Below are 19,348 nucleotides of genomic sequence, written 5' to 3'. Positions count from 1 at the left end.
ACCAGCCCGGGGGGACTACACCTCACGGCGCTACTCCGGCGGCTGCTGATGCGGACCCACAGGTGCGTAGGACGGCAATGCTGGCAGTGGCGGATCAGGCGATTGCTAAGGAGTCGGAGATTCTCGATTCGCTGGCAGCTGCGTTTAGTGCAGCTGGCCACCGTCTGTACCTTGTCGGCGGTTCTGTGCGCGATGCTCTCTTAGGGCGACTGGGCGTGGATCTCGATTTCACCACCGACGCACGCCCGGAGGTGACACGCGCAATCCTCGATGACTGGGCGGACATTGTCTGGGATACCGGCATTGAATTCGGCACACTCTCCGCGGAACGGCATGGCCGTCAGGTGGAGATCACCACCTTCCGCGCGGATACGTATGACCAGGTCAGCCGGAATCCGGAGGTCACTTTCGGTGACACGTTGGAGGGCGATCTAATCCGCCGTGACTTCCGCTGTAACGCCATCGCCGTGGAGCTCCACGGTGACGGCACCCGCACCTTCCTTGACCCGCTCGGAGGTTTCGAGGATCTTGTCGCGGGTGTGTTGGATACCCCGGGTGCGCCGGAGGTCAGTTTTGGCGACGACCCCCTGCGGATGCTGCGTGCCTGCCGCTTCGCATCCCAGTTGGGGTTCGATGTGGCACCGCGTGTGCTCAAGGCGTTGAAGGAAATGTCCAGCGAAATTGACCGCATCACGGTCGAGCGCATCTCCACCGAGCTGAACAAGCTCATCCTGGGTGCGGACCCAAGCCGAGGTATCGACCTGATGGTGGAATCGGGGTTGGCCGACCGCGTGCTGCCGGAGATCTCCGACATGCGCATGACGCAGGATGAACACCGCCAGCACAAGGATGTCTACCAACACTCTCTGCAGGTCATGCGGCAAGCTATTGACCAGGAAGAACCCGGTGAACCGGACCTCGTACTGCGCTGGGCGGCACTGCTGCACGACTGCGGCAAACCCGCTACCCGTGCCTACAACGAGCAGGGAAACGTCACCTTTTACCAGCACGAAGTTGTCGGCGCGAAGCTGGTGCGACGCCGCCTTCGGAAACTGAAGTTCCCGAAGAAGACCAACCACGAAATCTCGCAGTTGGTCTACCTGCACATGCGCTTCCACGGCTACGGCGAAGGCAAGTGGACGGACTCGGCGGTGCGACGTTATGTCAACGACGCCGGAGATCTGTTGGAACGACTCAACAAAATCGTGCGGGCCGACTGTACGACGAGAAACCGTCGTAAAGCAGCACGCCTCGCACGAGCCTGCGACAGCCTGGAAGCGCGAATCAAGGAGCTCGCCGAGCAGGAGGACCTCGCACGCGTCCGCCCCGACCTGGATGGCAACGAAATCATGGAAATTCTGGACCTGAAGCCCGGCAAAGAAGTCGGACAGGCCTGGAATTACCTGAAAGAGCTGCGATTGGAGTCCGGTCCGCTGGAGCGTGAAGATGCTATCTTGGCGCTGAAGAAATGGTGGTACGAGCAGTCCGGTGAGCAGGCTGAAAGCGAAAGTGAGAGCTAATGGCATCGATTAATCCGGAAAATCTCTACGGCGACCGGCTTTTTACCAGCCTTGAGCGCAACGACCCGGCTGCCGGTATGCTGCTGCTCGCAGCACCCGGCATGCTCTCGCCGGAGTTTTCCCGCTCGGTGATTTTCCTCATTGAGCACGATGAACACGGCACCCTTGGTGTCGATCTCACGCAGCGTTCGCAGACGCCGGTGCACAATGTGCTCGAGCCTTGGGCGCCGCTGATGGCCAAGCCGCCGGTGCTCTACGTCGGGGGTCCGGTCAACCAGACACAGCCAATCTGCATTGGTGTGGTGCGAAACGGCGCCACCCTCCCAGAGGAGACCGACAGTATTACCGGTACCCCGCTGATGGAACGCATCGCCCACAGGTTTGCGCTGGTCAACCTCGGTGCGGAGCCGGAGGACGTACGCGACCGCATAGATGGCGCACGCATCTTCGCCGGTTACGCAGGCTGGGACCCGGGACAGCTGGAAGACGAGCTCGACCGCGGTGACTGGTACGTCGCCCCTGCCCTGCCCTCTGATGTACTCGCTCCTGCTGCCGCGGACATCTGGGGTGATTGCATGCGCCGTCAGCCATGGCCGCTGCCACTGTATGGCACCTACCCCGTAGATGTACGTGACAACTAGATGAGTGAGCACATCAATACCGAAGGAAACAGGGCTGAAGGAAGTAGCGCCACAGGAAACAGCGACCGCAGCGACATAGCTGCCGGCATCCGGCAGACACTGCCCGTGGGCATGGGACTCATTCCGCTGGGGCTCGCATTCGGCCTGCTCATCGCACAGACTGGCTTTAGCTGGTGGTGGGCCCCCATCTTCTCCTTCGTGGTCTACGCGGGGTCGATGGAATTCCTCGCTGTCGGCCTGGTTATGGCGCATACGGGTCTGCTCGGCTGTGCCGTGACGTCCTTTATGGTCAACTTCCGCCACGTCTTCTATGGGCTGACGTTCCCACGCGACCGGATACAGTCTCGTCTCGGTCGCGCATACTCCACATACGCGCTTACCGACGAGTCGTATGCCATCGTCTCTGCGGCAAATGCGGACGAAAAGATGTCGGGCCACCGACTGCTGACGATTCAGATTCTCTGCCAGTTATTGTGGGTGGGCTCCGGTATTGTCGGGGCTCTAACCGGCGCAGCACTGCCCGAGGGTATCCGCGGTGCCGAGTTCGCACTGGTGGCGCTCTTTACGGTGCTGGCCATGGACGCGTTTGAGACTTCTAAGGACTGGTCACTGCCCCTGTCCGCTATCGTCTGCACGCTGGTGGGCTGGCTGATTAACCCGAACCAGATGCTGGTTATCGGACTGCTGATGTACTTCGGCCTGCTGCTGTTGCGCGTGTGGTCACCGCGGGTGGATCGGGTGATGCGCATGACGTCGGCAAGCAATCAGCGTGTAACGGAGGGAGAGCGAGCATGACCGCGATGCCCGATTCCGGCTATGTGCTTGCCGCGCTCTTTGCGATGGGTACGGTGACTCTTGCGCTGCGTGCGCTGCCGTTTGCGTTCGTGCGCACTCTGAAAGGGTCTCCCCTGTTCGAGTTCCTCGGCACGACCATGCCGGTTGGAGTCATGGTGGCGTTGGTTGCCTACACCGTCTTCGGGCGGCTAGGACTCAGTGGTGAGAGTGGCGACCCCGGCGCTGCCTGGGCCGTGCCGGTAGCACTGGTGGTCACCATTGGCCTGCACTGGTGGCGGCGTAACACCGTGATTTCGATTTTTGTAGGCACGGCGCTGTATATGGTCCTCGTGAACCTTGTCGCGTGAGGTGCGCTGTGTGTGGACAGTGCCAGCGAACCAGTGGCTAGCGGCAGTGGCTAGAACTGCGCCGGTACCTGGCCTGTGAAGTCCGGTAGTCCCGGAATCTGGGGCAGCTGCGGGGTTTCCGGCAGATTCAGTAGTTCGCCGAGATTCGGGCTCTCGGGCAGGTTCGGGACGCTTGGGATGCCCGGCAGGCTCGGGCTGTCGGGCAGGCCAGGCAGCGATGGAGTGCCCAGCGTGCCGTCGAAGGCATTCTGAACATCGCTGGTGTGAGTTTCCTTCGTGCCGTAGGTGTTAGCAGCGACGCTGAAGTCAGGTCCAATGGATGCCGAGGCGTGAACGCTCTGGCGGTCATCGGACCAACCCCACTTTGTGCCAATCACACCCGGCAGCGTGGCGGTGCCATAGTCCTGGCGATAGCCGTCCGCCGCCTCAGGTGACGCGGTGCTCATAGCAACCAGCACCGGGTCAGAGGGGTTCTCGCGCTTCTTGGCCTCCAGGAATTTCACAGTGTCCGCGCTGGACGTAGTTGAATTTCCCCAGTGACCTGCATCGTGGGTGTTGCTGAGGCCGTATTCACGCGCAGTGGCGTTGATGGAATCCGGGTAACGGCCATAGAGCTCACTGGCGATATTGTCATCGGAGTAGCGAATCATCTCTGTGGCCTTCGCCTTGTCCGCTTCTGTGCCATGTTTGAAGACGTAGTCCGCAATGTAGAGCTTGACAATCGAAAGCCCCGGACGAGCTTCATTCTCGTTCGCCGTACCGTAGTGCGTGCCACTTGGGGTGTGGGTAAAGCTGATCTGGGTTCGCCCCGGAGCATCAATAGTGCCCTGCGGAGTCAGTTTTGGCTGCGGAGCCGCAGCGACGTTTCCAGCTGCCAGCGGAAGGCTGGTGACAGCGATGACACCGGTAAGACCCATGCGAATCGCGCGGGAAGGCCGTGGAGTAAGACGATGAGTCTTTTGCGAAACTACCCACCCACCTGCAACGACCCGAACCACAGCTATGGTTTCCGTCGGTTTCCGTTCCCGGTTCCGTCGGCAGGTGGGCCGGGGCGGTGTCGGAGGTGGGGGCACACCACGTGGTTCGTCCCCAGTCCTAGCCCCTATCCGCGAGAGGGACAGGATAACGCCACGACCGGAGACACACCCCGCCGCCAAAGTCACAAGCAAGTTTATGTTGCTGGAGGTCTACGCGACGTGCTTAGCGCATACGCTGTGACAGCCCATAGCGCGGAGCCAAAACCACCGCGCCCCTTGTTTAAGGAAGAGCCTGATTACTCGGGGATCTCGCTGAGTTGGGCCTCAATCCGATCCAACCGCTCGGTGATGTTGCGTAGATGCTCCACGATGAGTTGGTTGGAACCATCGATCGCCGTCGCCGTTTCGCGTCGTGCGCTGGTGACGGTGCGTACCACCCAGACGGTAAGAGCAACGAAGATCGCGAGTGGTAATGCGGCGGCGAGGATGACAAGAAATACGGTAGCGGTAAGTGTCACGAAGATTCCCTTTTCTGTTCTTGATTAATCAGGTGCCTAATGTGGTCTGGAGTTACTTCAAGCTGAAACGGAGCGACCCAGTAGTGCTTCCTCACTCGGCTCTCTCCGAGCTGTTCCAGGCCACTCTCGATGAGTCCAGCAGCTTCCAAGCGGTTGAGGTGCTGGTAGAGCAGTGGCCGAGACATCCCGAGTCGGCGGGCCAGCTCACTGACATGGGTCGAATCCGTCTCTAGGGAGGCGATAATTCGCAACCGAGGCTCACTTCCAAGAGCACTGAGCATCTGAGCGAGCCGTGCTGCGTCCATCATCCCTCCGTATCGTAATCGAACGATGTCAGGTGTAAGTATATGCTTACAGTCAGCGGTGCGCAAGTTCTGCCGGGTCTGGCGGAGACGCTGCCCGACTTAAGACGTGGCCGGTGTCCCATCACGTCCCCTCTTCACCCTCCCCAAGAAGAAACCCAGCCGCAGCACACACCACAGCTGGGTTCCTTCATGGCTTACAGCGTAGCCAGCAGCTACAGCCGCTCGATGTCTACATCGCCATCGAGAATCCTCGGCTCTACCTCCATGTGGATCCCGCGGTAGGGAAGTAGTGCGCGGATAATGTCGTGGGTGATGTCGATGCCTGGAGATGGTTCGTCCCGCAAAAGGTGGTACAGGCTAGGGCAGTAGTCCACGCCGGGAAACTCGTCCTTTGCTTCGGGAACGCACCCGTCCGGGTCAAAAGTCGTGCAGCGAATGATCAGGTCGTCGTGGACACTATAGGGCAGATTGATGGTGAGTCCTGGTGTGGTGGCAGACATGTCTGCAACCGTGGCCTCGTTTACAGACCGGGTAAGCGGGATTATCCCCTGCGAGGCGGGCAAACCGCCCTGGATTCGGGTGAGTCCTGTGCGGTTGCCGTAGGTGTCGGCCAAGGTGACAAACGTGACGCGCACCGGGGCGGTGGCTACGGACATGGAGTTAAACGCGGTGAGGACGTTGATTTCGCGCTCGGTGATACGCCCCTTTGGGCCGGTGAAGTCAAGGACGTGGTTGTAGAGCGCGGCGGTGGACATGGACAAGATGGTGTCGGCCACCTGTTTTCCCTGTTTCAGGGTTTCGGTGACTTGGGCGAGGTCGTCTACCTCAAGCTCGGCGGTGAAGTACTGGCAGTACAGTGGTGTGCTCATGTCGAGTGTGGACATGGTTCGTCCCCTTTCGTGTGCGGTGTGGACAGGCATTGGGCACAGCTTGCGGGGATGTAGATTTGCGTATCCGCAAACTGTCCGCGCGGTGGATCGGGATTGCGCCGCGCGGCACGGCACGGGTGCCATTGGGGAACTGGCCTAAATTGCGTATCCGCAAACTGTCCCAACGGTGCTCACGCTAGCCCATGGCGCACCGTGTTTTCGTAGCTGCGCAGGTCGTGGCCTGACTTACTAACCTCACACGGGGGCAGCAGATCTATATGTTGGGGTGCCAGTCGCGGCGAGGCACAAGACGGCACCACCGCGTGACTCGGGGTTGCGTCAGGAGGTCACCACGCCACATGAGCGGGGGTACTAGATATGGTGTGGCCACGTGAGAAAACACACCACATGCTGTGGAGGTTCGTTCCGCCGGTGCGCATAAAACCGCGCAGATACTGGCCATATAAACAAGACCTGCGCGGTCGGCGCTGTGGCACCACCTCCTTGCGAAATTGCGTATCCGCAAACCAGACTGGATAGCGCAAGATGCAGTCTGGCTCTCTGAGTTAAAGAACCCGCCTGCTGCATCTTGTACATCCCTAATCACTGCTGGGTTAAGGAGAAAGGGACATGACGAGTAACTACACCGCAGCTGACTTTGAGGCAATCATCGCCAACTACACACCACAGGCCGTACGCGAGGAGCACTGGAGCCAGGTTGCTGACTTCACCCGCGACTGCGTGCGAGCACTGGACATTACACCCGAGTCCACCAGCCGCGACACACTGCGCATGACGCTCAATGTCGTGGCCAAGCTATCCGCCTGGGTGTGGGTGAGCTACGGTGTGGTCTCCGTCGAAACCGTCTTCCACCCCGACATCATTGGAAACTACTTCCTGACCGGGGCGGGAGCGAAGTTAAGCCCGTCCACCGCAGGTACGCAGCGCTCGCTGCTGTACCGGGTGGGCGAGGCACTAAACGACGACTGGAACCCCGACTTTCAGCACCCGATTACCTATGAGCCTGCGCTTAAACCCTACGACCGCTACGCCACCGACCGTCTGTGGGATTGGGCTTTATCCCAGCCCACGGCTGCGCGCCGCCGCAACTTCCTAACCGTGCTGTCGCTGACACTGGGCGCGGGCTTGCGTGCAGGTGAAATCTGCACGCTTAAAGGCCAGGACGTGCGCGTAGACCAGGACGGCGTGTTGCTTTTCCCGCACGGCTACCGTGGGGCAGGCCCGCGCGAGGTGCCCCTGCTGAAAACACACATCGAGTCACTACAAGCCGTGATTAACTCCACCGCGCCAGACGACTACCTGTTTCGGCCCGGCCGCGATAATGAGCATGTGGGCCAGCTCTCGGCGTATTTGCGCCGGGTAACACCGAGCACGTCCCCGGAGATGGTGCCGGATACCCGCAGGCTGCGCAACACCTGGATCGTTGACCGGATTCTAGCCGGGGTGCCAGCTGATGTGCTGTGTGCGGCAGCGGGACTAAAGTCGCTGCATCAGTTCGAGGACTACGTGGTCGAGGCCGGGGCTAACCGCCGCCACGCCTACCGGATGCTGCTGGCAGGAGGCTCCGCCAATGGGCCAATTGTCGGCGGGCTGCACGTGCTGTAGCTAGCGCTGTACATGGGGTCTTTTTAAGGCCCGGCGTTTGCGGATATGCAAACCATATTTGCGGATACGCAAACCGGCTCGATTTCGACAAAACTGAACATGGGGACGAACCAGGCTTTGACCTGCGGGTTTAATGCGGGGTCTTAAAGCGAAGGTACCGCCACCAGTTTTGAGGTCGATGTGTGCTCATCTCTTGGGCCATGAGTACACAACGCCACCCGAAAAGCCACTTGACCAGCGTTGAAGACATGCAGTTTCCAACGCTGGGGCCACTAGATCCCGTATCGGTGGCTGCTATGGCGCGGCCACAAGGATTTGCCTGTGGTGATCTCGATATTGGCGATGACACGTCCCGTCGGGATCATCTCGCCGCGGATGATGCGGGTGATGGTGGAGGCCGGAACCCCGCAGGCCTCGGCCAGGTGCTTGGCACTGGGGTAGCTGCCGTCCACGGTGAGCTGTTGGACGTTGCGGGCGAAGTCCTGCAACTTCCGCATCACCGGGTCATGGGCCTCGATGTGGGCGTTGGGCCAGTCGGCGTAGCGCCTGACCGGAGCCTCAGCAGGAATGTCGGAAGCCACGAGCCACCTTTTCAGACAACAGAACTAAAGGACGAACCACTTAAGTCTAAATACAGTGAGGTCTATGCCGTGATCGACACACTGACTACACGTGGATTACTGCCCGCCACCACACCTGTGGCCGCAGGCAACCGCAAGCGCCAACTCGCTGCATATTTTTGCTACGTGCATAAGCGCTGGTACGTGGATTTAACCTTGGACAACTGCATCATGCTGCTTAAAGACGGCGGCTCCATCCACAACTACCTGCAATACCGCACGGATTTATCCACAACCAGCCTCGATGCCACCCGCCGCCTCCTTAACCGCTGCGCGCGCCACGTCATCGAGCACCACGGCGCGCTGGATTGGGTAGAAGATCTACCCGAAGTTATTCATCCTGCGGCGAGTCGAAGCGCCGCGCCTACACCTCCCACGAGCTGATCCGTATTACGGATTGGTTGCGCTCTAGACCGCGCCGCGAATCGCGGCGCGTGGCCTGGATCCTTGTGGCCTTAGGTCTGGGTGCTGGCATGACCACGGAGGAGATCTATCACTGCCGTTATGGTGACTTCACTGACTTCGGCACCGTGCTGGCAGTACATGCCCGCGGTGGGCGAGGCCTTACGTCGCGAACCATTCCGCTTTCCGCGCCTTATAGCGATGTCATGCGCCAAGTCCTGCGCGGTGTGGGCGCAGACCGTAAGCACGAACCACTGGTGAAACCAAACTCAGCACGCCGCCGCAACGATGCCACAGGCCCACACCTGATACCTGACTTTATCCACAAGACCAGCCAAAACCCGTCGAGTACCGGGCTTGCACCCAACATCAACAGGCTGCGCTATACCTGGATTGCTCATCATGCCGCCGAGCGCGTGGACTTTAACCAGCTGGTCTATGCCACCGGCACCATACAGCCCTTCCACGACACCTTCCACCGAATGATCGTCGAGGCCGGGGCACTAACTGAGGCCGAGTACTGGGTGTGGACTACAGGCAACAGGGACGAACCGGCTTACCCGCCGCTGCGGCTGGTGGAACCTACAGGGGAGGAGAGCTAAATGGCCCGCATATCGGTTACTCCCACCCCGCTGCTGCGCCTGGACGGAGCTAGTGTGTCCTGGGCACTGGGCATCATCGACCGCACCGACATCTGCTTTCACCTTGAGACGTGGCGGCGCGAGGAAGGATACGACCCGCAGAAAGGTGGACGACCAAAGACTGTCAGCGACCGCGCCATCCTTGCGCTGTATCTGATTCTGGCTCGCTCCGGGCAACCCATGCATCTGACCACCATGGTTGCCCTGCTAGCCAGTGAAGACACCACTGAAAAAGCCCTGGAACTCCTTGAGCTACCCAGCCGCGACAAGGCACACCGCGTGGGCGACAATTACTTTGTTCAGCACGGCCTGTGGTACCACCGCCTATGGCGTGCGTTGCACAGGTTCTTAGAGCTGGTTGATCCTTTCGACAACATCCCGCACCACGCGCGGCTAACCCGTGCCGAGTTCAACCGGCTAATGGACGAACAAGACCCAAAGCGCCGCGAAGAAAAATGGCAGCGTGCCACCTATGTCTTCAACCAGCTGGTCATGGCCAGTACTAAAGACATGCCGGAGGAGTACCTAAACAACTGGCAGGGAGACCTCACCCTAGACGGCACACTGATTCCAGGGGTTCGCCGTGGAAACAACCGATGGACGAACCGGCCGGATGATCTTATGTCGTCTGAGCCGGAGGCAGGCTGGTACTCCCGCGACGAGCGGCAGGAAACCCACGGCGAGAACAAGCGAAGGAAGAACGCTAAGCACGTGTGGGGCTGGGAGGCCACCCTTGTGGCTGGAGTTATCCGAAATCAAGGCCCATATGCACAGCCTCACCTGATTATGGGCATGGCTTTTGACCGGCCCAGTCACAGTCCTGCTATCCGTGGGCTGCAAGCCATGAGGCACCTCACCGATGATCCGAGCACACCAAAAGGCGTGGTAGTTGGCGACCGTGCGTACTTCGCTGTGGCCAAAACCAAAGACTTCCACGAGCCACTACGTAAAAAGGGATACACGCTGGTTGGTGATTACAAGTCCAACCAGTTGGGCCAACGTGGCAGCTTTGAAACCATGAGCCTTGTGGAAGGCCACTGGTATTGCCCGGCCATGCCGAAGTCACTGATTGAGGCCACTGAGCAGTTTAGGGCTGGTCTTATTGATGAGGACACCTACAAGGCCCGTATTAACGAGCGCCGCGCTTATGCCATGCGTCGTAAAGGTGTTGATGATACCGGCGAGAGCCAAATGTTTATTTGTCCTGGTCGCGGTAGGGGAAAGACACTGGTATGTCCCTTGGTGCAAAAGGCCGAGAGGCAGGACGCTCGGGCTAAAGGTCTTCCTATTATCCCAACACCTAGTCTTGAAGCCCCGCGCAGCCAGATGGGCAAGTGCTGTACCAATAAGTCCTCTGTGACCATCCCTCACACAGAGGGTATTCGCTACCGCCAGACTGGCCCGGCGTACAAGACACCTGAGTGGCAGAAAATTTACGGTACCTGGCGCAATGTGATTGAAACCCGTAACGACTATGTGAAGAACAATCGTGGTGGTGCTGCTATTGGTGATCACACTAGGAGGCCTGTTCGTGGCTTTGCTGCGGCTTTCTTCTATACAGCCCTTGGTGTGGTTGCGGCCAATGCCTCCATGATCCGGCGCTTTCTTGGCCGGGTTGAGCGAGATGAAAAGACACCGCCACCAAAAGTACGAGAGCCGCATCCGCCGCGCGATCCGGAGCTTGCTAGCGCGCACCCGAACGCGCCGCCTGCGCAGCACGTGGCCTAAGACCAACTGAATACTTATCACACAGTTAGCTCGGAAAACCGATTTGAGGTTCCGGGCTATTAGTCGTTTTAGAGGGGACGAACCATGTTGTGTTTCTTATTGGTTAGCGCCTGGATCGCGGCGAAAACGACTAAACCCACCGCGAAAAGCGGTGGGTTTATCTATCGGAGGCAGTTTCGCAAACGATTGAAGGTCGTTTCACGAAACCGTCACGATGACGAGCGTGCATAACAAAAAACCAATCTACACGCGCAGGTGACCGACGCGCTGCCAAGCTGGATCGTAACCGGTATCGACGACATGCTCTCCCTCGGCCCACGTCTCCGCAACAGCTCGCAGACCCGCCTCCGCATCAGATGCCGGGTCAATAAAGAAGTGCATCAGAGCCATGCCATCGGATTGCTCAGTTGCGACAAAAATACCCTTGTCCTCAGCGATGGCTTCAGCGGCAGCGGTATTGAACTCGGAGAGGGATTCCTTCGATTCGTCCGTCGGCAAGCCCTTGTCGTCAATATTGCCGAGCATGAGCTGAATCAGCACATGCTGCGTCATAGTCGGGCTCACCAGCTGCGTAATCGGAGCGCGGGTGGCGACGACGAGTGGCTGGCCGTTGGCTTCGGCATCAATGGTGAGCCACTCCGGGCACTCTTCCGCGAGCTTCTCGACGACACCGCCCAGCTCCGGTAGCGGGATCGCACCTTCCGGCTCCTCGCCGGCGAAGGCAAAACCGCGTAGCCATAGGCCGAAGTCCTCCTCCCCCAGAGCCAGCTGCAGCAGCGTGAAACCGAGCTGAGCTACCAAGCGCTCACCGTCCTCCAACTGAGCAATTGCCGGGAACAGCGGGTGGAATAGACGAACGTCCACTGCCCCATGACCACTGCTAACAGCCACGCGGGCGTCTGCCGGATCGACCTCGGCCGGAGCATCGGCCTCGAGCGCACCCTGTGCAACCAACGTGGCCGCGACATCCCCCAGCGACAGCTTCATCGCCGGATCCGCCTGACGGAGGTCGGTGAAAGACCACACCGCGCCGTCGTCAGGCGCGGCCTCCAGCCAACGGCGAGCGACCGGACGCAGCTCCGGATCGCCGGCAGCGCTAACAGTCAGAAGGTGGCGAGAATACGGAGCGCCAGCCTCAAACCCCCAGATGAGCCGGTCATTAATAGCGGCGATGCGGCCGCCGACCTCCTTCTGGACATCAATAATGTCCACATCGGCGGCGTTCGGAGCACCATCGATACCGAGCTGGACACTAAACATCGAGTCGAGCGCATCGGCGCCAAAAGAGTTCCACCACGACCAGAACTCGTTGATTGCGGTCTCTTCTGCGGCGCGCTGTTCCGGGGAGAACGGAGCCGGATTCTCGTTAGCCATGCTGAATCTCACACTTTCGTTTGCTCGTTTAAAACCGAACCATATGTTGTGCGCCCCAGTATATGTGCCAAGCCGGATTCGCCCCTCGGGTCCATGCGCTAGACCGCGTTAAGCGGGTTGTGGCTCCGGCTCAGCTTCTGCTTCCTTGCCCCAGCGAGCGGCGTAGACCGCACAGATCATCAGCTGAATCTGGTGGAAAATCATCAGCGGCAAAATGTAGAGGCTGGCATCGGCACCGAAGATAACGGCAGCCATTGGCAGACCGGTGGCCAGGGACTTCTTCGAACCGCAGAACTGAATCGCAATGCGGTCCTTGCGGTCGAAGCCCATCTTGTTTGCGATGAATCCGGACAACCGCAAAACGAATTCCACCAGCACGACCGAAAGCACACACAGGATGACAATGTCCCCTGCCGGCACCTTCGACCAGATGCCCTGCACCATGCCCTGGGAGAAGGCTGCGTAAACGACCATTGCGATGGATAGGCGGTCAACGTTCTTAGTCGTCTTCGCGGCGGCAAACTTCAGGGTCCAACGGCGAGTGAGCTGGCCGATTGCGAATGGCAGCAGCAACTGCAGCGAAATATCCAAGAACACCGACGAATCCACATGAACGCCGCCACCGGTGGCCATCAACAGCATCACCAGCACCGGTGTGACCACAATGCCCAGCAGGTTAGATGCCGAGGCACTGACGATTGCGCCGGCGACATTGCCCTTGGCGATGGAGGTGAAGTTCACACTCGACTGCACCGTCGACGGTGCCAGCGTCATGTACAAAATGCCCAGGTAGAGGCCAGGAGAAAGAATCCAATCCAGGGGTTTCATCAGCAGGCCGAGGATTGGGAACAGCACGAATGTGAAAGCCAGAATGGTTATGTGCAGCCGCCAATGCTTAACACCGGCCAACGCATCCTGCGGGCTCAGGCGCGCGCCATAGAGGAAGAACAAGAAGCCAATGGCGATCTTTGTGGCCCAGCTGAAAACCTCAGCGGTAGTGCCGCTTGCAGGAAAAATAATCGCCAGTATCGCTGCAGCAACGATACCGACGATGAGGGGATCTGGACGCCAATTCACAATTCGTTGCCACATGGACAAATAGCTTAGTGGGCAACCAGAGGTTGTCTTACTATTTTGCAGAAGCTTTTCTCTGCAATAATTTTCTTACTTCTTCTGCTCAGCTGCCTTGCGCAGCGCATCCTTGTCCACAGGCTTGAAAGTGGCATTCGCGGATGAGCCCTTGTCCGTGCACAGTCCTTCCAGACCGCAGGAGCTGCAGCCACCGGAGACACCGCAGTCAGCTGCCGGGTTGTCGGAGCAGCAGGCATCATCAGCCGCAGTGTCGGTGGCATCAGTGGCGGCGGAGCCACAGCCACAGCCGCTGTCACCGTCGCCGCACCCACAACCGGAGCCGGACTCGGCGGAGACCTTGGCGTCGTAAAGCGCGATGGTGTGCGAGCCGATAGCCGCACCAATGCCGAGCATGGCGATACCGGCGAGCAGAGCGACGGCGTACCACAGCCACATCCAACCAGAGGCCTCCGGGCGGATGGCGAGGAAGCCGAGCATGGTGGCACCGAGGAAAGCGACAGCGGACACAGCCCACGGCGGGCCGGCGACGCGGTGCGTAATATCCCAGTTTTCCTGGGACTTTCGAGCCTCAGGCGCACGAATTCCGATCCAGTTATTACCCGGTAGCTTCGCCGACCATGCCAAACCAGCGACAACGGCTATGCAAACAGCCAGAACCAGGGTAATTACAGGGATGACAATCATGCTTCCAATTTATATAGGTGGTTGAGCACGTGCCAAACGCACCTATTAGACTGTGAGACCATGACCAACAGCGAAAAGTCCTCGTCCTCGGCAGAAGCCACCGACTACCGCTACTCCCCCGAGCTGGCGACTCAGCTAGAGGGAAAGTGGCAGGCGTATTGGAAAGATAACGGCACCTTCTACGCCCCCAACCCGGTGGGGGATTTGGCAGCTGCCGACGGTTCGACTCCGCCGAAGGACAAGCTTTTCGTCCAGGACATGTTCCCGTACCCGTCCGGTGTCGGTCTGCACGTAGGCCACCCGCTGGGATACATCGCCACCGATGTCTTCGCGCGCTTCCACCGCATGCAGGGCGCAAACGTGCTGCACACCCTGGGCTACGACGCCTTCGGTCTGCCGGCGGAGCAGTTCGCAATCCAGACCGGTACGCACCCGCGCGTGACGACGGAAACGAATATCGCCAACATGGAGCGCCAGCTGGGCCGCCTGGGACTTGGCCATGACCGCCGCCGTGTTTTCGCGACCACTGACCAGGACTACTACAAGTGGACGCAGTGGATTTTCCTGCAGATTTACAACGCCTGGTTCGATGAGGATCAGAAGAAGGCCCGTCGCATCGATGAGCTGATTCCACTGTTGGAGTCGGGCGAGATGGATACCAAGGACGGTCGCGTCTACGCTGAGCTCAGCGAGACCGAGCAGCGCGAAGCAGTCGACGAATTCCGTCTGGTTTACCAGTCGAATTCGATGGTCAACTGGTGTCCGGGCCTCGGCACTGTGCTGTCCAACGAAGAAGTGACCGCCGAGGGCCGTTCGGAGCGCGGTAACTTCCCGGTGTTCCGCAAGCGGCTGGGCCAGTGGATGATGCGCATCACCGCATACGCTGACCGCCTGGTCGACGACCTGGAGCTGCTGGACTGGCCAGACAAGGTCAAGTCCATGCAGCGCAACTGGATTGGCCGCTCCCGCGGTGCCGAGGTCGACTTCACAGCCGAGGTCGGCCCGAAGGTCTCCACCAAGATCAGGGTCTTCACCACTCGCCCGGACACTCTCTTCGGAGCCTCTTACATGGTGCTCGCTCCTGAGCACGAGCTGGTGGATCAGCTGGTCGAAGCCGGCAGCGGTTCCTACGAGGGCGTGGATGAGCGCTGGACCTTCGGCAAGGAAACCCCAGCCGAGGCCGTCGCCGCTTACCGCGCCGCAATTGCCTCCAAGTCCGACCTGGAACGCCAGGAGAACAAGGAAAAGACCGGTGTCTTCCTGGGCGCTTACGCCACCAACCCGGTGAGCGGTGAGCAGGTGCCGGTGTTCATTTCCGACTATGTCTTGATTGGCTACGGCACCGGTGCCATCATGGCTGTCCCGGCCCACGATGAGCGCGACTACGAGTTCGCCACTGCCTTCGGTCTGCCAATCCGCGAGGTCGTCGCAGGTGGTGACATTGCAAAGGAGGCGTACGTCGGTAACGGTACGTGCGTGAACTCCGCCAATGATTCCGGCCTGGACATCAATGGCCTGGACAAGGACACCGCCATCGCCACCGTCATTGAGTGGTTGGAGAAGGAAGGTGCTGGTCACGAGAAGGTCCAGTACAAGCTGCGCGACTGGCTGTTCGCCCGCCAGCGCTACTGGGGCGAGCCCTTCCCCATCGTCTACGACGAGGACGGTCACGCCCACGCGCTGCCCGAGTCCATGCTTCCGGTCGAGCTGCCAGAGGTCGAGGACTACAAGCCGGTCACCTTCGACCCGGACGACGCCGACACCGAGCCAAAGGCTCCACTGGACAAGGCCACTGACTGGGTCAATGTCGAGCTCGATCTCGGCGATGGCAAGAAGAAGTACCGCCGTGACACCAATGTCATGCCGAACTGGGCAGGTTCCTCCTGGTACCAGCTGCGCTACATCGACCCGAACAACGCTGAGGAGTTCGTTGACCTGGAAAACGAGCGCTACTGGACCGGCCCTCGCCCGGAGACTCACGGTAAGGACGACCCAGGCGGCGTCGACCTCTACGTCGGTGGCGTCGAGCACGCAGTGCTGCACCTGCTCTACTCCCGCTTCTGGCACAAGGTCCTCTTCGACCTCGGCTACGTGACCTCCAAGGAGCCGTACCGCCGTCTGTTCAACCAGGGCTACATCCAGGCCTACGCCTACACCGATGCCCGTGGTGTCTACCAGCCGGCGGATCAGGTTGTTGAGCGCGATGGTAAGTTCCTCATCCCAGGCGGCGCCGAAGACGGCTCTGACCTGGAAGTTTTCCAGGAGTACGGCAAGATGGGCAAGTCCCTGAAGAACGCCGTCTCCCCCGACGAGGTCTGCGACAACTACGGCGCTGACACCCTGCGCGTCTACGAGATGGCCATGGGTCCGCTGGACACCTCCCGCCCGTGGGCGACGAAGGATCTGGTCGGCTCGCAGCGCTTCCTCCAGCGCGCTTGGCGCCTGGTGGTCAATGAGGACTCCGGTGAGCTCGCCGTCACGGACGCAGCGCTTTCCGACGACGACCTCAAGGCCCTCAACCGCACCGTGGAAGGGGTTACCTCCGATTACGCAGAGCTGCGTGACAACACGGCCGTCGCAAAGCTCATTGAGTACGTCAACTACCTGACTAAGACCTACGGTTCGGCCGGTGCACCGCGCGCCGCCGTGGAGCCGCTGGCCCTCATGCTTGGTCCGGTCGCGCCGCATATCGCGGAGGAACTGTGGAGCCGCCTCGGCCACACCGAGTCCCTGGCACACGGCCCGTGGCCGGCAGTTGACGAGAAGTGGCTGGTCGACGACACCGTCGAGCTGCCAGTTCAGATTAACGGCAAGGTTCGCGCTCGCATTGACGTGGCTACCGATGCTTCCCGCGAGGACATCGAGGCCGCCGCGCGTGCCGACGAAAAGGTTGTCGCAGCTGTGGAAAACGCCGGTGGCAATATCGTGAAGGTCATTGTCGTTCCGGGCAAGATGGTCAACCTGGTTGTGAAGAAGTAGCCGGGAGGCTAATGCCTACAAGAAAGTGTCTGGGTTTATGTCAGTTTGAAGCCTAAAATCGGCTCAAATTTGACATAAACCCAGACACTTTCTCGCTTGAGACTTTCTCGCAAAAGCCTCAAGGGGTGGCTCCGAGGCTGGCCGCCTCTTACCCCTACTTAACGCCCAGAATCAGGACGCCGAATGTGGAGAGCATCCACATCAAAGTGAAGGGCATGAGCACCCAGCACATAGCGAGCCACGCGCGCCAGTTGCGGAAGTTCTTCCACTCCACGTAGGTCTGCCAGAAGCCCAAAAGGCAGCCGACCAGGGAGATTACGCCCGGGACAACGGGGAAAAGGATCTCCCAAGTGCGGGAGCAGAGGAAGCTGGACTTACCCGCATCACAGGTGGGGCCACCGACAATGGCGCCGGCGATGCCGATAATGAGGCCCGCGAGCAGCGTCGTAAGAATCACACCCGCGGTGTAGATGTAGGCACGCTTTCCGGAATACATCTTGCGCTCAAGCTCGTCGAAGATTTCATCCTCATTGCGCTCTGGTGTACTGCGCTTCGGTGAATTATCCACCTTCTGCTCCCCTCGCCTCTAAATGCCGTCTGATGTGCCTGCCATACTAGGCCGGAGTAATCAGCATTGGCACCGGGCTGTGGCGAACGATGTGGTTAGTCGACGAGCCGATGAAAATTCGTCCGAATGGGCCAAGGGTAGACGAACCCAAAACGAGCAAGTCTCCCTTTTTCCACTTGATGGACTGAATGGCCTCTTCCCAACCGTTGCCGGACGCCACTTCCGCATCAACGGAAAGGTCTGGGTAACGGGTATGTGCGCGGTCGATACCGCGGTCGAGCAGCCCCATAGCCTGCTCGCGCCACTCAATCATCAGGTCAGAGGAGGGGCCGTAGCCGTTCTCCGTTGGGTACATGGTCGCACCACGAGGCGTAAACGAGACCAGGCGCAGGGGAACTTCCCAGCGATATGCCAGGTCAGCAGCCTTATTCAATGCATGGTGGGACTGCGGGGTGTCAATGTAGCAAATGCTGACACGGGTCACACCGTGCTTAGAAAGCTTCGCGCCGGGGATCGCCAATCCCAGCGGGATTGGCGAGTAATGCAGCAGCGCATCCGAGGTTGATCCCGCAGTAAAGCGACTGCGGTTCTTGGCGGTCCAGTCCTTGGTATTGCTTCGGCGCGTGCCAAGCAAAACCACATCGGCTTCGAATTCTTCGGCTTCGTTGCAGATAGTTGTGGATTCGCTGGAGGATTCGATGATTCGTACGGCATCGTCGTCAAGCATGCCCTTGCGCAGGCCAGCGAGCTTTAGCTCATCCTTGATGATTTTTTCAAGAGACTCGGTTTCGTGGGAAACCCAGGAGTCATTGGTGCTCAACCGAGCCAGTGAGGTCAGCGGCCAGCCGCGCGACAGTGCGCTGACAACGCGAATCTGCACCTTCGTGGTGCGAGCTAACCAAGCGGCGTAAGCAAGCGTTTCGGTGCCGTACTCGCCTGGACGCCACGCAATCATGATACGAAGCGGGCGGGAAGCCATCGCTAATCCTCCTGTGATTACTCAGAAATATCCAAGTGGTGCTTCTGGGTAATAGCCTACGTGGATAGGCGGGCATATTTAAAACGGCACCGAGGAAGTGTAAAAGCTATGTATCCTGCCTGTGGGCTTAAAGAGGGCAGGGCTAGCTGGAAAAGAGACTAGACGTTTGGGTTTGTCTTTGGGTGCTCCGGGTAGTTTTCGAGAATCTTGGACAGAATCGTCTCAAGACCAGCGCCAAATTCCAGCTCTTCCTGGCTCAGCGTGCTGAACATCTCAGCCATCTGCTGATCGCGCTCTTCAGAAACACGGTGCAGCTCTTCACGGCCACGGTCGGTCAGTTCAACGCGGACGCCACGACGGTCTTTGCTGTCGCGGACGCGCTCCACCATGCCGGCGACCTCCAAGTGGTGCACGGCGTTGGAGGCGGTGGGCATGCGGATGGCCTCGGCCTCAGCCAACTGGCTGATACGGCAGGCGCCCAGTGCCTCCAGGGTCATCATGATGGACAGCTGCGCGCGGCTGAGCTGGGACTCCGAGGAGCGGCGACTGTAGAGCAGCTCAGCGCGAGTCAGGAGAGGGCGAATGCGCTTAGCGAGCGACAGAGGAGTAACGGCATCAGGATTGCCAATCGAGCCCGAAGATAATGTCATAGCGACGATGTTATATGCGAACAGTGCTAGTTG

The 19,348-nt window shown here is 59.6% G+C and carries 20 protein-coding genes; 9 read left to right on the top strand and 11 right to left on the bottom strand.

Going from position 1 to position 19,348, the window contains the following annotated elements; all coding sequences use genetic code 11:
* Positions 1-77: 77 nt before the first annotated feature.
* From HMPREF3130_RS00255 to HMPREF3130_RS00240, 4 genes are all read left to right on the top strand, one after another.
* On the top strand, positions 78-1,520 hold the full coding sequence (locus HMPREF3130_RS00255) for a CCA tRNA nucleotidyltransferase (protein ID WP_016421726.1): 1,443 nt from the start codon (positions 78-80) through the stop codon (positions 1,518-1,520).
* Positions 1,520-2,161 carry a YqgE/AlgH family protein gene (locus HMPREF3130_RS00250; protein WP_048733149.1) on the top strand — a complete coding sequence of 214 codons (642 nt, stop codon included), beginning with the start codon at positions 1,520-1,522 and terminating at the stop codon, positions 2,159-2,161. The genes HMPREF3130_RS00255 and HMPREF3130_RS00250 overlap by 1 nt, the downstream gene beginning before the upstream one ends.
* A 111-nt stretch (positions 2,162-2,272) precedes the next feature.
* The gene (locus tag HMPREF3130_RS00245; RefSeq protein WP_048733174.1) at positions 2,273-2,956 is read left to right on the top strand and encodes an AzlC family ABC transporter permease; all 684 of its coding nucleotides are present in this window, start codon (positions 2,273-2,275) and stop codon (positions 2,954-2,956) included.
* Positions 2,953-3,303 (top strand): branched-chain amino acid transporter permease, encoded by a 351-nt coding sequence (locus tag HMPREF3130_RS00240; protein ID WP_049189416.1) that lies wholly within the window; start codon positions 2,953-2,955, stop codon positions 3,301-3,303. Before HMPREF3130_RS00245 ends, HMPREF3130_RS00240 begins: the two co-directional genes overlap by 4 nt.
* A gap of 50 nt (positions 3,304-3,353) precedes the next feature.
* On the opposite strand, the gene HMPREF3130_RS11430 is transcribed toward HMPREF3130_RS00240, so the two are convergent.
* From HMPREF3130_RS11430 to HMPREF3130_RS00220, 4 genes are all read right to left on the bottom strand, one after another.
* The gene (locus HMPREF3130_RS11430) at positions 3,354-4,301 is read right to left on the bottom strand and encodes a hypothetical protein (protein WP_246815080.1); all 948 of its coding nucleotides are present in this window, start codon (positions 4,299-4,301) and stop codon (positions 3,354-3,356) included.
* A gap of 275 nt (positions 4,302-4,576) precedes the next feature.
* On the bottom strand, positions 4,577-4,798 hold the full coding sequence (locus HMPREF3130_RS00230) for a hypothetical protein (protein WP_005323143.1): 222 nt from the start codon (positions 4,796-4,798) through the stop codon (positions 4,577-4,579).
* A complete protein-coding gene (locus HMPREF3130_RS00225; protein ID WP_230310978.1) occupies positions 4,795-5,079 on the bottom strand; it encodes an ArsR/SmtB family transcription factor in 285 nt (94 codons plus the stop codon). Before HMPREF3130_RS00225 ends, HMPREF3130_RS00230 begins: the two co-directional genes overlap by 4 nt.
* Positions 5,080-5,315: 236 nt before the next feature.
* Positions 5,316-5,987: a hypothetical protein gene (locus tag HMPREF3130_RS00220; RefSeq protein ID WP_070429065.1), complete on the bottom strand. Its 672-nt coding sequence runs from the start codon at positions 5,985-5,987 to the stop codon at positions 5,316-5,318.
* Between the two features lie 615 nt (positions 5,988-6,602).
* Here HMPREF3130_RS00220 and HMPREF3130_RS00215 point away from each other — a divergent pair.
* Positions 6,603-7,598, top strand: coding sequence for a tyrosine-type recombinase/integrase (locus tag HMPREF3130_RS00215; protein WP_070429064.1), 996 nt, complete (start codon positions 6,603-6,605; stop codon positions 7,596-7,598).
* Between the two features lie 272 nt (positions 7,599-7,870).
* Here HMPREF3130_RS00215 and HMPREF3130_RS10985 read toward each other — a convergent pair whose 3' ends face one another.
* Positions 7,871-8,179 carry a helix-turn-helix domain-containing protein gene (locus HMPREF3130_RS10985; RefSeq protein WP_083276301.1) on the bottom strand — a complete coding sequence of 103 codons (309 nt, stop codon included), beginning with the start codon at positions 8,177-8,179 and terminating at the stop codon, positions 7,871-7,873.
* 69 nt (positions 8,180-8,248) lie between these two features.
* On the opposite strand from HMPREF3130_RS10985, the gene HMPREF3130_RS10980 reads away from it, so the two are divergent.
* From HMPREF3130_RS10980 to HMPREF3130_RS00205, 3 genes are all read left to right on the top strand, one after another.
* Complete coding sequence (locus HMPREF3130_RS10980; RefSeq protein WP_083276300.1) at positions 8,249-8,602, top strand: hypothetical protein; 354 nt, start codon at positions 8,249-8,251, stop codon at positions 8,600-8,602.
* An 89-nt stretch (positions 8,603-8,691) separates the two neighbouring features.
* Positions 8,692-9,222 (top strand): hypothetical protein, encoded by a 531-nt coding sequence (locus tag HMPREF3130_RS10975; protein WP_083280642.1) that lies wholly within the window; start codon positions 8,692-8,694, stop codon positions 9,220-9,222.
* Complete coding sequence (locus HMPREF3130_RS00205) at positions 9,223-10,989, top strand: hypothetical protein (RefSeq protein WP_070429063.1); 1,767 nt, start codon at positions 9,223-9,225, stop codon at positions 10,987-10,989.
* 243 nt (positions 10,990-11,232) lie between these two features.
* Here HMPREF3130_RS00205 and HMPREF3130_RS00200 read toward each other — a convergent pair whose 3' ends face one another.
* From HMPREF3130_RS00200 to HMPREF3130_RS00190, 3 genes are all read right to left on the bottom strand, one after another.
* Positions 11,233-12,363 carry a DUF695 domain-containing protein gene (locus HMPREF3130_RS00200; RefSeq protein ID WP_069358893.1) on the bottom strand — a complete coding sequence of 377 codons (1,131 nt, stop codon included), beginning with the start codon at positions 12,361-12,363 and terminating at the stop codon, positions 11,233-11,235.
* A gap of 108 nt (positions 12,364-12,471) precedes the next feature.
* The gene (locus tag HMPREF3130_RS00195) at positions 12,472-13,455 is read right to left on the bottom strand and encodes a bile acid:sodium symporter family protein (RefSeq protein WP_049170088.1); all 984 of its coding nucleotides are present in this window, start codon (positions 13,453-13,455) and stop codon (positions 12,472-12,474) included.
* Positions 13,456-13,527: 72 nt separating this feature from the next.
* Positions 13,528-14,139, bottom strand: coding sequence for an SdpI family protein (locus tag HMPREF3130_RS00190; RefSeq protein WP_070429062.1), 612 nt, complete (start codon positions 14,137-14,139; stop codon positions 13,528-13,530).
* Between the two features lie 60 nt (positions 14,140-14,199).
* On the opposite strand from HMPREF3130_RS00190, the gene leuS reads away from it, so the two are divergent.
* Complete coding sequence (leuS, locus tag HMPREF3130_RS00185; protein WP_070429061.1) at positions 14,200-17,118, top strand: leucine--tRNA ligase; 2,919 nt, start codon at positions 14,200-14,202, stop codon at positions 17,116-17,118.
* 154 nt (positions 17,119-17,272) lie between these two features.
* On the opposite strand, the gene HMPREF3130_RS00180 is transcribed toward leuS, so the two are convergent.
* From HMPREF3130_RS00180 to HMPREF3130_RS00170, 3 genes are all read right to left on the bottom strand, one after another.
* Positions 17,273-17,686: a hypothetical protein gene (locus HMPREF3130_RS00180; RefSeq protein ID WP_070429060.1), complete on the bottom strand. Its 414-nt coding sequence runs from the start codon at positions 17,684-17,686 to the stop codon at positions 17,273-17,275.
* Between the two features lie 46 nt (positions 17,687-17,732).
* Positions 17,733-18,665, bottom strand: coding sequence for a universal stress protein (locus tag HMPREF3130_RS00175; RefSeq protein ID WP_016421709.1), 933 nt, complete (start codon positions 18,663-18,665; stop codon positions 17,733-17,735).
* Positions 18,666-18,823: 158 nt separating this feature from the next.
* A complete protein-coding gene (locus HMPREF3130_RS00170) occupies positions 18,824-19,315 on the bottom strand; it encodes a MarR family winged helix-turn-helix transcriptional regulator (RefSeq protein WP_070429059.1) in 492 nt (163 codons plus the stop codon).
* Between the last annotated feature and the right edge of the window lie 33 nt (positions 19,316-19,348).

The sequence above is a fragment of the Corynebacterium sp. HMSC14B06 genome (assembly GCF_001807075.1).
In the GTDB taxonomy this organism is placed as follows: Bacteria; Actinomycetota; Actinomycetes; order Mycobacteriales; family Mycobacteriaceae; genus Corynebacterium; species Corynebacterium jeikeium_D.
The sequence above is the reverse complement of the archived record's forward strand: the minus strand, read 5'-3'. Positions and strand labels throughout refer to the sequence as shown.

Excerpts from the sequence above, each read along its gene's own strand:
- HMPREF3130_RS00255 (WP_016421726.1), top strand. The coding sequence starts at position 78 with ATGCTGGCAGTGGCGGATCAGGCGATTGCTAAGGAGTCGGAGATTCTC.
- HMPREF3130_RS00250 (WP_048733149.1), top strand. The coding sequence starts at position 1,520 with ATGGCATCGATTAATCCGGAAAATCTCTACGGCGACCGGCTTTTTACC.
- HMPREF3130_RS00170 (WP_070429059.1), bottom strand. The coding sequence starts at position 19,315 with ATGACATTATCTTCGGGCTCGATTGGCAATCCTGATGCCGTTACTCCT.
- HMPREF3130_RS00190 (WP_070429062.1), bottom strand. The coding sequence starts at position 14,139 with ATGATTGTCATCCCTGTAATTACCCTGGTTCTGGCTGTTTGCATAGCC.
- HMPREF3130_RS00220 (WP_070429065.1), bottom strand. The coding sequence starts at position 5,987 with ATGTCCACACTCGACATGAGCACACCACTGTACTGCCAGTACTTCACC.
- leuS (WP_070429061.1), top strand. The coding sequence starts at position 14,200 with ATGACCAACAGCGAAAAGTCCTCGTCCTCGGCAGAAGCCACCGACTAC.
- HMPREF3130_RS00245 (WP_048733174.1), top strand. The coding sequence starts at position 2,273 with ATGGGACTCATTCCGCTGGGGCTCGCATTCGGCCTGCTCATCGCACAG.
- HMPREF3130_RS00205 (WP_070429063.1), top strand. The coding sequence starts at position 9,223 with ATGGCCCGCATATCGGTTACTCCCACCCCGCTGCTGCGCCTGGACGGA.
- HMPREF3130_RS00195 (WP_049170088.1), bottom strand. The coding sequence starts at position 13,455 with ATGTGGCAACGAATTGTGAATTGGCGTCCAGATCCCCTCATCGTCGGT.
- HMPREF3130_RS00225 (WP_230310978.1), bottom strand. The coding sequence starts at position 5,079 with ATGCTCAGTGCTCTTGGAAGTGAGCCTCGGTTGCGAATTATCGCCTCC.
- HMPREF3130_RS10975 (WP_083280642.1), top strand. The coding sequence starts at position 8,692 with ATGACCACGGAGGAGATCTATCACTGCCGTTATGGTGACTTCACTGAC.
- HMPREF3130_RS00240 (WP_049189416.1), top strand. The coding sequence starts at position 2,953 with ATGACCGCGATGCCCGATTCCGGCTATGTGCTTGCCGCGCTCTTTGCG.
- HMPREF3130_RS00175 (WP_016421709.1), bottom strand. The coding sequence starts at position 18,665 with ATGGCTTCCCGCCCGCTTCGTATCATGATTGCGTGGCGTCCAGGCGAG.
- HMPREF3130_RS00215 (WP_070429064.1), top strand. The coding sequence starts at position 6,603 with ATGACGAGTAACTACACCGCAGCTGACTTTGAGGCAATCATCGCCAAC.
- HMPREF3130_RS00200 (WP_069358893.1), bottom strand. The coding sequence starts at position 12,363 with ATGGCTAACGAGAATCCGGCTCCGTTCTCCCCGGAACAGCGCGCCGCA.